We start from the raw sequence: 11721 nt of genomic DNA, 5'->3' as shown, positions 1-11721 counted from the left end.
ACATTTTCCCAGGTCAAATAAGTAAATAGAAATCGGAAATAGATGGGAGTTTCGAGGGACGAACAAGAAATAGATGGGAGTTTTGAGAGAACTCAATACCTCTGGACGCGCGAAATGATGGAATCAGTTTGCTGGTCCTTGCGGAAAGGAAAGGGGAGGATTCCCATGAAGATCGGTTTCATCGGATTAGGAAACATGGCCACGGCCATTATCGGAGGCCTGCTGCGCGAGGACACAACGCTCAGCAGCGAAGACGGCAACGCGACTGTGATCACCGCCGCCAACATCATCGGCTCGGCTAAAACCGAGGCCACGCGTCGGGCTAAGGCCGAACAATTCGGCATCGCCGTCACCGCCAGCAATCGCGAGGTTGCCGAAGCCGCCGATGTGCTGGTGCTCGCTGTGAAGCCCCAGTTCTTTCCTGAAGTGATCGCCGAGATCCGCGACGCAGTGAGCGAAAACACCCTGGTTATCTCCATCGCCGCCGGTCTCACACTCGAGCGCATCGCGGGCCTTTTCGACCGCAACGTTACCGCCATGCGGCTCATTCGCTGCATGCCGAACACCCCGGCCCTCGTGAACGCCGGGTGCACCGCCGTCGTACCGGGGCCCGGGGCGACGGAGGCCGACGAAGCTCTCTGCCTACGGCTCATGGAAAGCTTCGGCCGGGCCATCGTCATTCCCGAACGGCTGATGGATGCCGCAAGCGCCACGGCCGGCTCCTCCCCCGCCTTCGTCTTCATGTTCATCGAGGCCCTGGCCGATGGCGCCGTGGCCGCTGGGATGCCCCGCGCGCAAGCGTACGAATTCGCCGCGGCGGCCGTCGCCGGATCGGCCCAACTCGTGCTGGAAACCGGGCGTCATCCGGGCGACCTGAAGGATATGGTCTGCTCTCCGGGCGGCACCACCATCGAGGGCGTGCGGGCCTTGGAAGAAGGCGCTTTCCGCGCATCGGTCATGAATGCCATCTCAGCCTGCGTGGAAAAGGCGAAAGCCCTCTAGCCACCGTTCAAGCCGTGCAGACTGCGTGGAATTGCGTAGCAGCCCAGGAACAGTTCGGCTGTGCAGGGTTCGCGCCCGCTTTTCCTTGCCTTATTATGAAAGGCCAATCGCGTTACGGAAGGGCTCTCCCGAAGCAGAGCAAGGCGCCCTTTCGAAATGCCTCTTTGCTCCTCGTTGAAAGGTTTTGCCATGAGGAAACATATTCGCACCTCCCTTACCCTGCTTATAGTGGCCCTCGCCGCCGCAAGCTTTATGCTCATTCTGCCAGGCTGCGCCGGCGGCTCCAACGACTCGCCTGGCAAACCCGATGCCGTGGGCAATCGCTCTGCTGACGGAGCAAGCGAGGCGACCCTGGGCGACGTCGTCAGCACGGCCATGGTTGCCTACGCCAACGGCGATCAGGTGCTTTTCGTCGACCAGGAGACGCAGACTCCCTACATTCCTACGGAAATTGATGATGCGACCATCATCGTCGACGGGCAGCAGACCGACGAAGAGGCCTTGGTGGCGGGCAATATCGTACAGGTCACGGGCAACGGCATCATGCTGGAAAGCTACCCGGGACAGTATCCTGGCATCACTAAAGTCGAAGTCATAGAAACCGGCAGCCCCGCCGACGCCGAGCAGTACGCCGACATCGTGGACACCGTGTTCGCGGCGCCCGACCAAAGCCAGGTACCCGTCGGCAGCCTCAGTTACAAGACGGATCAGGCCGACACCTCCGTCGTTTTGAATCCCTACGATTTCGATTGGCAGTGGCAAACGGAAGACGGCCAAACCAGCACGTCCCAGGTTGACGGCTCCGCCGCTGACGGAAACGGAACCCTGAACGAAACGATCGTCGATGCGCGCATCCCTAACGCTGTCGATGCATTCGTCGCTTTCTCAGTGAATCCCACGTCATTGGAAATCGAGCGTCAGCCCCTGGTGAAGGGCGAAACCGCCAAGATTGACCCGCAGAGCGATGGCGAGGACGTACCTTGCACCTTGGGCGACGACGGCACTGCGGCCCTGCGCATCGAGCCGAACTACCTCTACGAGGTGAAGGCGACGTTCCCCCAGGGCGAGGCCGAGTACGCGTTCTACACCATAGACTAACTCATCCCGTTCAAATGACGACGGCCCGGCTGAATTCCCCAAACAGGGAGACAGCCGGGCCGTCGTCGTGCTCACCGAGAAACCGGCGTTAGTCGAGACGCCGTAAGGCCGCTTGGCTCTTGCCGCCGCGTTTGGCCACATAGAGGGCCTCATCAGCTACCTGATATAAGTCATCGAAGGTGACGGAGGTGCGCGTACAGACCACAGCGCCGATCGAGATAGAAGGCTGCAAGTCTTCGGGCATGTCGGCCGGACGCGGATTGCGCGCATAAATGCCACCGGAGAGCTGGGCGAGCACGCGCTCCAACGCCGGACCTGGCACGAGGCCTGCAGCGAACACGGCAAACTCGTCACCGCCGAGGCGAGCCACGACATCGTCCTTACGCATGTTGCGCCCGAGGAACGCGGCGATCTCTTTCAGCACGCGGTCGCCTTCCGGATGGCCGAAGCCATCGTTCACTTGCTTGAAGTTGTCCACATCCACGAGGAAGAGGCTGCAACCGTGCGAGCAATCCTCGCTGGCCAGGGCCTTCTCGATGCGCGCCATAGCCGCCTCGCGGTTGAAAACGCCCGTGAGCCCATCCAGCTCGGCCTTCTTCCGCAGCGTGGCCTCGCGCATAACCATATCGTGGGTGTCCAGAAGACGACCCACATGGCGAACGGGACAACCGACGCCGTTGAATAGCACGAAAGACTGGTAGCGGCACCAGATGGGGTCGCCCTCCGCATTGGGTAGCGAGGTTTCCATATCGATGAAGTCGCCTTGCGCAACGATGTCGCGAATGCGCTCGATGTCGTGCACTTCCAGATCGATAGAGCATTCTTTGTCGCAACGCTTCTGCAAAATGAGGTCGTCCGACTGCGGCTCGCGGTTGAACCGCGCCTCGAAATCGCCGAAGATCTCGCCGGTCTGTGCCTGGCAGTCGATATCGAAAATGACGTCGCGCGAGAGCACCGTGAGCATTTCCACCCGCTCTTCAGCCCGTTCCAGTTTGCGCTGATAGCTCATCTTCTCGGTGATGTCGATGATGGTGACGTAGAACCAGGCCTGACCCTCGTCGTCCACCACGTAGCGGCCGCGGTCATCCACCCACACCTCAGCGCCGTCGGGACGGTTCAGCCGGTAGGTGACTGCGTCAGTGTTGCCACACTTGATTTGAGAGGTTATCTCCTCGGTGACCCGCTGACGATCGTTCGGGTGCACCATGCCGATGAAGCTGTTGCCCGTAATGGAGCAGAACTCTTCGTAGGTGGCGCAACCGAACAGCTCCAGCACGTCGCGGCTTACGTAGTCGATCGTGCCCCCCTCGTCATCGGCGCGATAGCGAAACAGGCCTCCGGGAATGCGGTCGAGGAACTCCTGGGATACCTCATCTTCAATCGTGCACCCGTCATGAGAACCGAGCTTGCCCTCGGTCACCCGATGAAAGACCGTCATAACCAGCCCCTTACGTACCTCTTACCAATGGGAAGCCGCCAGCCGCGACCCCCCACGTCTCATTGCTTCCCCACGATCATACCACCGCTAGCGCATCCGGAAACCCCTTGCTGCAACAACTCCTCCCTCATATGTAATTATTTGCTGCGAGAAGGGGAGCCAACGGCGCACGCTATCGCCAGCCCGCAGCGAGCATCACTGCTTCGAGAAGCGCTGCTATACTGACGACGCAGTATTGACGGGGTACCCCTTACGCGTACCCCTTTCGATAGGAGAACCTTATGCGCTATCTCATCGCCTCCGACATCCACGGCGCGCTACCGGCAGCCGAAGCGCTTACGACTCGCTTTCACGAAGAAGGCGCCGACCGACTGCTGCTGCTTGGCGACCTGCTGTACCACGGGCCGCGCAATCCCCTGCCCGAAGGCTACGCACCGGCTGAGGTGGCGAAGCTGCTGAACGGATACGCCGACCGCATTACAGCCGTGCGTGGCAACTGCGATGCCGAGGTGGATCAGATGGTGCTGGACTTTCCCTGCCTGGGCGATTACGCGCTGGTGGTGGACGCAGACACTACGCTGATGCTCACCCATGGGCATCTGGATTTGTCGCGGGTTGTCGCAGGGCTTCCCGCAGGGTCGTTCGTGCTCTCGGGCCACACCCACGTGAAGGGCATCGGGCCGGAAGTGGCACCCGCATTCGTGAAGGACGCCGGGGCCGCAGAATCCGGCAGCAAAGAAGGAGCAGCCGAAGCCTGCCCCGCGCTGTCCGCACAGCCCTCAGTCACCTTCGTCAACCCCGGCAGTATCGGCCACCCCAAAGACGGCTCCGCCAGCTACGCCGTTTGGGACAATGGCACCGTGGAGCTGCGCCCGCTCTTCGGTTGAGAAGGGCTGACCAAGGTCAGCCCCTACAAGCAGAACAGGCCATGGAACCAACGCAACGCCAAGGCAATTTGCCTACGCCATCCATCGACCTCGGGAGAATCTCAGAATCCTGAGATTCATCTTGGAGAAGACGCGTAGCGCAAGCTCTTCCCCTTGCGCACAACACGCAGGCCGTCCTTTTCACCAATTAAGAAATTTCGTAATAGGCAACGCTCTGATCTAAATGGAGCAGATCCATTTAGATCAGCAGTCGTGACCTGTTCTTGGTCAACCTCAAGATTATTTCGAAGTAGCGAACCTTATCAACATCGGTTTGCCGCGCATGCTTTTTAACCTTGTGCCCCCTCTTGTAGACCTTGCGACCCAACATATAAGAGTGATTTCCGCCGCTAATGACGATCGCTGGCTTGTGTATCGAAAGGATGCAGAGAAAACTACCTCTTGGACTCCTTCGCTTCTTGCATGAGCCAGCATAGACCAGCAGCTAAAACAACCGGCATGACTGAACTTTGATCTTCTAACCTTATCTTCCACTCCCTCCGGTTCAAGGTGGTCGGAGGGGGACGTGACTGCCAGCATGCCTTCACAGGCTATTGGCTTTCCGGAGCGAACCCCGTTCTCTTTTCCTGCTCGATGGGGCTAGAGCCCCAAGCGTTCACAGGCTAGCCCCGCATGCCCTGCGGTTGTCTCGACATCATAATGCGCACAGCTTCTTGCCGTATATTCTCCGCTGCGTTTTTATCTCGATCATGAAAGGCGCCGCAATTGGGACAAGTCCAAGATCTATCTCCTAAGCGAATCTCCTGATTCACTATCCCACACTGCGAGCAGCGTTTCGTGGATGGGTAAGAGCGCCCGACTTTAGTAACTATCCCTCCTTGCTCTTCTGCTTTGTAAGTTAGACAATGGACGAACAATGACCAGCCGTTGTCGAAAACCGCCGACCCAAAGTGAAGCACGCGCGACATCGCAACCATATTGATGTCTTCAATTCCAATGACATCGAAGCGATTGGTTATCTCCCTTGATGCCTTATGTATGTAATCGCGTCGCTGGTCGGCGATTTTTCGATAGATGCGGGCCACCCTCTTTTGTTGCCGTCGATAATTGGCCGAACCTCGACGCTTGCGTGACAGTGATTTTTGAGCCCGAGCCAATCGTTCTTGGTTCTTTTTCATTGGGCGAGGATGAGAAGCGGGGAAAGACGTGCTCACAAAGAAAGAAGGCATAGAATAATCGAGACCGATCGATGCGGTACCTTCAATTGCCCCTAGCCTATCTATATTCTGTTTAGTTTTTAAGGGATCAATCTCCACCAACACCCCCGCATAATAATCTCCGCACCCATCTTGAGAGACGGTCACGCTCTTGATGTGTGCTCCTAGCGGCAATGCCCTATGGATCTTTGCCCTTACCTTTCCCATCTTCGGAAGCTTAATCCAGTTGCGGCCAATCTCAATATTGTTCTTGATGAGGTTAGTCGTGTACCTTCGCGAGCTACGCTTCCGGGTTTTATGCCTCGGCAGCCCTTTTCTTGGTTGCTGAAAATACGACCGGAAGGCTTCTTCTAAATGCAGCTGAACATTTATGAGAGCCATTGAGTCAACTTCTTTCAAGTAGGGATAGTCCTTTTTATACTGCGCCGGCGTCTGACGACTCATCTTTCGTCCAGCCCGATATTCTTGAAGCTTGTCATCGAGCATCAAGTTCCAGATCTTTCGGCAGCACCCAAACGTCTTCGCGATGAGAAGCGCTTGCTGAGCAGTAGGGTAAATACGGTATTTGAAAGATCTATTCAAATCGATACATCCCTACTCAACTAGAAATTTAGAACATTTGTATTATACCAGATCTCTCTTCAGGAAGGAATCAAAATATGAGTCCCGTAATGAAAAAAGCCAGAAACCTGATGGCTTCTGGCCTTTCATCTCGATGGTGGTCGGAGGGGGACTCGAACCCTCGGCACGCGGATTTTCAGTCCGCTGCTCTACCAACTGAGCTACCCGACCGGATACGCGGAAACGGTTTCCGTTTCGACGCGAGCATATATTCTAGCGGGTATGCCGCCCAGATGCAAGAACTTTTTTGTCTTAGCCGGCCTTTTGACTCAGTTTACGCTACGAAGGCGACGAGGGTGCCGAGGGCGATGAAAGGCGCGAAGGGCATGGTGCCGGCGAGGAGAGAATCGCGATCCTGCTCGGCGGAAACCTCCCGGATCGCCCCACTTAGGAAAGGCTCGCCGGCGGAAGTCGTTGCAGCGCCCGTGTTGCAATCGCGGCGCCCTCGCCCCATCACTCGGCGACCGAGCTCACGGCCGAGCACGTAGGCGACACTGAGTACGCATGCCGTCAACAGGCAAACGATTCCTCGCTCCAGCCCGAGAAACAGCCCGAGCACGGCCATAAGCTTAATGTCGCCGCCACCAAAAGCCTCCTTGCGCCGGACAAGCTCGTATACCGTCGTCAGAACAAGCAAGCCTCCACCGAACACCACGGCACCTAGGATGCCGCTTGCAAACGAGATGCCGCCAATTTCCAAGCCGGGGGGTACTAGCACATCGGGCGCGGGCCCGAGAAACTCAGCCCGGAAACCCAAGCCCATGTGCGCTCCCGCAAACCCAAGCACCACGCGCCAAGCCAGCCACAGAAGCCCCAGCGCGCCGGCCAGCACATTGGGCACGCGCCGCGACCGCACATCGATAACGGATACGACGGCTAGCAGACCCAGCACGAGGGCGTATGTGACCAGCGTTATGACGGAAACATAAGTCATCGGCGCCGTTTATTCCTCCGAAGCCACGGCTTGAGTGCCATCGAGAATCGCCGAGGCTGCCTCTTCCCGAGCAATCTCCGCCGCGACAGCGTCGGCCGATGCCGGCTTGGCCACCACTTTTCCGCAATCTTTCCCGTCGCCGAAGATAAGCTCGCGCTCCTCGCCAGTGAGCGCCGCGCGAGCCTGATCGCGCAGGTTGTTCACGCCGATGAAGAACTGGCGCATCATGACTACCACCAGATAACGGCCCTTCGGCGTCAGCGTCAGCTCGTCGGCGTTGTCGGTGGCAAAAGCCCCGCACGCGCGCATGAAGCCCATTTCCACAGGCAGACCGCGTTCCACCGACATACCAAAATCGCGCTCGAACTGGCGCTTATCGAGACGCAGACCGAACAGCTGCATCATGAAGCGGTAGCGCATGCGGTCGCGCAGCGAGAACGTGGTCTTGCCCATCATGGACATATGCCCCGCCTCGATGGCCGTGTTGTACTCGCGCACCGAGAACGTGTTCACGTACAAATTCTCGCCCAGATAGGTGATGCCGCCACTGCCGATAGCCGGGTACTCCTCGTAATCGACCACGTACTCGTCGATCATGGCGTCCTCGCCGGCCGCACCGGTGCCGCGGCGATTGAACGTCCAGGCGCTGCCCAGCTCGAACAGGCCCGGCTGCCCGCCAGGCAAATCTCCCAGCAGCAGATCGCAGATGATCTCGTAGAAGCGACGCTCGCGGTTGTAGTCAACCTTGCCCACCGTGGCAGCGAGCGAGCGCTGCACCGACGGCGAGGCCATCAGCGGATAGAACGTCGTCTGGCTCGCACCGGAGGCCACTACCATCTCGATGTCGCGAATGAGCGTGTCCTCGGTTTGCGCCGGGAAGTTGAAGATCATGTCCGCGTTCATCGAGATAAAATACGGGCTCGCTTCCTGAATGCGCTCGAGGATCTCCTGGCCGCTGCCGTACTTCTCGTAGCGATCCATCTGGCGCAGCAGATCGTCGTCGAAGGACTGCACCCCCACAGAAAGGCGCTGCACGCGTCCTTTCAGCTTCTCCAAATACTCGTGGGTGAGATGATTCGGATTCGTCTCGCTAGAAACTTCCTTGATCGAGAACAGATCGCGAGCCATATCGATGGTCTCGCACAGCTCGTCGATCATGATGGTGGGCGTGCCGCCGCCGATGTAGACGGAATCGAAGTCGTAGCCGAGATCCTTCAGCATGCGCATCTCGCGGCGCATGTTCTCGAAATAGGGCTTCGCGCGATCCTCGCGGAAGGGGAAGCGGTTGAAGGAGCAGTAGGGGCACAGACGCTCGCAGAACGGCACATGCATGTACAGCATATAAGGCTGCCCCGGGTTGGGCGAGGGCATGAACGCCTCGTCGCAGGGCTTAAGCTGCAGGTAGTTGGCCGTGCACGCCTCCACCACCTTGGAAAGCATTCGTTCTGAAAGCATATCGTGCATTCCTTCTTTCTTGGCTGGTTACCTCGGTTGAGAAGGGCGGACCAAGGTCCGCCCCTACGGAATCTATCCCATGCGCTGAACCTCTAGGCAGCGGCTACTGATCCCAGGCGCTGCGGCCCTGCAAAGCTTTCTTGCCGATATCGTGACGGAACATCTTGCCTTCGAAGTTGATGAGATCGCAGGCCTCGTAGGCGCGCTCGCGAGCCTCTTCGAAGCTGTCGCCCTTAGCCACCACGTTCAGCACGCGGCCGCCGTTGGTGAGCAGCTCGCCGTCGTAGTTGCGGCGAGTACCCGCATGGAAGACCGTCACGCCGGGCAGCTCCTCGGCCTCCTCAATACCCAGAATGACCTTGCCCTTCTCGTAAGCGCCCGGGTACCCCTCACTGGCAAGCACCACGGAAACAGCCCAATCGTCGGACCACTCCAGCTGCACGTCCTCGGGACGACCCTCGGCCACGGCGAGCATGACCTCAACCAGGTCGCTTTCCAAGCGGGGCAGCACAACCTGCGTCTCGGGGTCGCCGAAGCGCACGTTGAACTCCACGATCTTCGGGCCTTCGGGAGTCAGCATGAAGCCGCCGTACAGCGTGCCGCGGTAGTCGCTGGTAAAGGGAGCGACGGCCGTAGCGGCGGCCGCTTTCTCCATGATGGCCACCATGGCGGCCATTTCCTCGTCGGTGACGATGGGCACCGGCGAGTACACGCCCATGCCGCCGGTATTGGGGCCCAAGTCGCCATCGTAGGCGCGCTTGTGGTCTTGCGCCGGAGCCATGGGGAACGACTGCCCGGCCGTGACGAAGCACAGAAGCGAGCACTCGGGGCCCGTCATGCACTCCTCGATAACCACCGTGGAGCCGGCATCGCCGAAGGCGCCGTCGAAGCAGGCGCGCACGGCAGCCTCGGCATCTTCCACAGTTTCGGCCACCACAACGCCCTTGCCCGCCGCCAGACCGTCGGCCTTGATGACGATGGGAGCGCCCTGCTCGCGCACGTAGGCAAGCGCGGCGGCCTCGTCGTCGAAGCGCCCGTAAGCGGCCGTGGGGATGTCGTTGGCTTCCATGAACGCCTTCGAATAGGCCTTGGAGCCTTCCAGCTGAGCACCGTCGGCGTTGGGCCCGAATACCGGGACACCGTCGGCGCGCAGCAGATCGGCCACGCCATCGACCAGCGGTGCCTCGGGGCCGATGACCACAAGCCCGATGTTGCGCTCATGCACGAAGCTCAGCAGCGCCTCGCCGTCGGCGATATCCAGGTCGACGTTCTCGGCGATTTCCGCCGTGCCGCCGTTGCCCGGCGCCACGTACAGCACGTCGGTGTTCGGAGACTTCTGCAGCGCCCACGCGATGGCATGTTCGCGCCCACCCGAACCGATCAGCAGAATGTTCACATTCGTTCCTTTCAGTAATTTCTTCTAAGAAATCACAGGTCGTTCGTAACGTCAGTGCTACTTTTCTCGGAAAAGCAGGGGCTGTTGGCGGCGGAGGGGTCCGCGCGGAGTTCCGCAGCGAATGGAACAGTCCAGTGGACTGTTCCACCGAGCGAGGACTGTCTGAGCACGGCGCCCCTCCGCCGCCAACAGCCCCGAACGAGCAGAGAAGCTACTCGTCTCGCAGCCAGGACATGCGGATAATCGTCTGGTCGCGATCAGGCCCGACCGAGATGATGCTCATGGGCACGCCGCACACCTCTTCCAAATACTCGATGTACTTGCGCGTGTTCTCCGGCAGCTCCTCGTAGGTGCGGCAGCCGGTGATGTCCTCGTCTTTCCAGCCGGGCAGCTCCACGTAAATGGGCTTCGCGTGATGCAACACCGATTGCTGCATGGGGAAGTAGTCGTAACGCACGCCGTCGCACTCGTAGGCCACGCACACCTTGATGGTATCGAAGGCCGAAAGCACATCCAGCTTCGTGAGGGCCACATCGGTGAGCCCGTTCACCTCGGCAGCGTAACGCCCGATGACGGCATCGAACCAGCCGCAGCGGCGCTTGCGACCCGTGGTGACACCGAACTCATGACCGGCGGCGCACAGAAGCTCGCCGTCCTCCGCATCCTGACCGGTGCCGCCGTTCTCGGGGAACTTCAGCTCTGTGGGGAAGGGGCCCTCGCCCACGCGAGTGACATAGGCCTTCTGGATGCCGAGCACGCGGTCGATGGCCTTGGGGCCGACGCCGGTGCCCGTGGAAGCGCCGCCCGCACAGCAGCTGGAAGACGTCACGAACGGATAGGTGCCGTGGTCGATGTCGAGCAGCGTGCCCTGGGCGCCTTCGAAAAGAATGGACTTCCCATCGCCCAGCGCCTCGTTCAGCATATGGGCCGACTCGCACACATAGGGAGCCAGAATGCGCGCATAGGGCAGGTACTCGTCGCAGATCTCCTCCACCGTGTAGGTGTGCAGACCGTAAATCTTCTCCAAGATGGGGTTCTTCTGTGCCAGCACCGCCTCAAGCTTCAGGCGGAAGATCTTCTCGTCCAGCAAGTCCTGCATGCGGATGCCCTTGCGGCCCATCTTGTCCTGGTAGCAGGGGCCGATGCCACGCTTGGTAGTGCCGATCTTCTTGTCGCCGAGGCTCTTCTCGTCGGCGCCATCGAGATCCTTGTGGTACGGCATGATGAGGTGCGCGTCGTTGGAAATCTTCAGGTTCTTGCAGGAGATGCCCTCGGCCTCGAGCATGGCCATTTCCTTCACGAGCACGCCCGGGTCTACCACGACGCCGTTGCCGATGACCGGCACGGCGTTCTCGTACATGACCCCGGAGGGCATCAGGTGCAGCGCCAGCTTCTTGTCGCCGTGGATGACGGTGTGGCCGGCGTTATTGCCTCCCTGGAAGCGCACCACGTAATCGTAGTCGCTGGCGATGAGGTCGGTGATCTTACCCTTGCCTTCGTCGCCCCACTGGGCGCCGACGAGCACTGTGCTGGGCATCTTCAAGTCCTTTCGACGTTGGGCGGGGAATGCCCTGAAAACGACATTCCGCAAGGGCTCAGTATACCAGCCGCACAGGCTAATGCTTCGGAATGGAGGGCTTCGTGCTAAGATTTACGGAGTTAAGACGCTTCCG

General features: G+C 59.5%; 9 protein-coding genes and 1 tRNA gene. 3 read left to right on the top strand and 7 right to left on the bottom strand.

The features are described 5' to 3' along the window. Positions 1 to 165 precede the first annotated feature (165 nt). Complete coding sequence (gene proC, locus AEQU_RS00155; protein ID WP_022738085.1) at positions 166 to 1002, top strand: pyrroline-5-carboxylate reductase; 837 nt, start codon at positions 166 to 168, stop codon at positions 1000 to 1002. 189 nt (positions 1003 to 1191) lie between these two features. Further along, complete coding sequence (locus tag AEQU_RS00150) at positions 1192 to 2100, top strand: hypothetical protein (protein ID WP_041714235.1); 909 nt, start codon at positions 1192 to 1194, stop codon at positions 2098 to 2100. An 88-nt stretch (positions 2101 to 2188) separates the two neighbouring features. Here the strand turns inward: AEQU_RS00150 and AEQU_RS00145 are convergent, their stop codons facing one another. Further along, positions 2189 to 3538 (bottom strand): sensor domain-containing diguanylate cyclase, encoded by a 1350-nt coding sequence (locus tag AEQU_RS00145; RefSeq protein WP_022738079.1) that lies wholly within the window; start codon positions 3536 to 3538, stop codon positions 2189 to 2191. Between the two features lie 281 nt (positions 3539 to 3819). On the opposite strand from AEQU_RS00145, the gene yfcE reads away from it, so the two are divergent. Then, positions 3820 to 4425 (top strand): phosphodiesterase, encoded by a 606-nt coding sequence (gene yfcE / locus AEQU_RS00140; protein WP_022738076.1) that lies wholly within the window; start codon positions 3820 to 3822, stop codon positions 4423 to 4425. Between the two features lie 662 nt (positions 4426 to 5087). Here yfcE and AEQU_RS12190 read toward each other — a convergent pair. The 6 genes from AEQU_RS12190 to AEQU_RS00115 all read right to left on the bottom strand — a co-directional run bounded on the left by AEQU_RS12190 (position 5088) and on the right by AEQU_RS00115 (position 11585). Further along, on the bottom strand, positions 5088 to 6224 hold the full coding sequence (locus tag AEQU_RS12190; protein ID WP_022738073.1) for an RNA-guided endonuclease InsQ/TnpB family protein: 1137 nt from the start codon (positions 6222 to 6224) through the stop codon (positions 5088 to 5090). 134 nt (positions 6225 to 6358) lie between these two features. Then, positions 6359 to 6434, bottom strand: a tRNA-Phe gene (locus AEQU_RS00135). A 103-nt stretch (positions 6435 to 6537) separates the two neighbouring features. Further along, entirely contained in the window at positions 6538 to 7197 is a 660-nt protein-coding gene (locus AEQU_RS00130) for a prepilin peptidase (RefSeq protein ID WP_022738069.1), read from the bottom strand. A 9-nt stretch (positions 7198 to 7206) separates the two neighbouring features. Beyond that, a complete protein-coding gene (locus AEQU_RS00125; RefSeq protein WP_022738066.1) occupies positions 7207 to 8652 on the bottom strand; it encodes a coproporphyrinogen III oxidase family protein in 1446 nt (481 codons plus the stop codon). Between the two features lie 103 nt (positions 8653 to 8755). Then, positions 8756 to 10048: a phosphoribosylamine--glycine ligase gene (gene purD / locus AEQU_RS00120; RefSeq protein ID WP_022738063.1), complete on the bottom strand. Its 1293-nt coding sequence runs from the start codon at positions 10046 to 10048 to the stop codon at positions 8756 to 8758. 211 nt (positions 10049 to 10259) lie between these two features. Further along, positions 10260 to 11585: an adenylosuccinate synthase gene (locus AEQU_RS00115; protein ID WP_022738060.1), complete on the bottom strand. Its 1326-nt coding sequence runs from the start codon at positions 11583 to 11585 to the stop codon at positions 10260 to 10262. Positions 11586 to 11721: the final 136 nt, after the last annotated feature.

The organism is Adlercreutzia equolifaciens DSM 19450 (assembly GCF_000478885.1).
Lineage (GTDB): Bacteria > Actinomycetota > Coriobacteriia > Coriobacteriales > Eggerthellaceae > Adlercreutzia > Adlercreutzia equolifaciens.
This window is presented reverse-complemented; position numbering and strand designations above follow the sequence as displayed.

What these genes read in the sequence shown, in the direction of transcription:
- yfcE (WP_022738076.1), top strand. Translation starts at nt 3,820, where the DNA reads ATGCGCTATCTCATCGCCTCCGACATCCACGGCGCGCTACCGGCAGCC.
- AEQU_RS00115 (WP_022738060.1), bottom strand. Translation starts at nt 11,585, where the DNA reads ATGCCCAGCACAGTGCTCGTCGGCGCCCAGTGGGGCGACGAAGGCAAG.
- AEQU_RS00150 (WP_041714235.1), top strand. Translation starts at nt 1,192, where the DNA reads ATGAGGAAACATATTCGCACCTCCCTTACCCTGCTTATAGTGGCCCTC.
- proC (WP_022738085.1), top strand. Translation starts at nt 166, where the DNA reads ATGAAGATCGGTTTCATCGGATTAGGAAACATGGCCACGGCCATTATC.
- AEQU_RS00125 (WP_022738066.1), bottom strand. Translation starts at nt 8,652, where the DNA reads ATGCTTTCAGAACGAATGCTTTCCAAGGTGGTGGAGGCGTGCACGGCC.
- AEQU_RS00145 (WP_022738079.1), bottom strand. Translation starts at nt 3,538, where the DNA reads ATGACGGTCTTTCATCGGGTGACCGAGGGCAAGCTCGGTTCTCATGAC.
- AEQU_RS00130 (WP_022738069.1), bottom strand. Translation starts at nt 7,197, where the DNA reads ATGACTTATGTTTCCGTCATAACGCTGGTCACATACGCCCTCGTGCTG.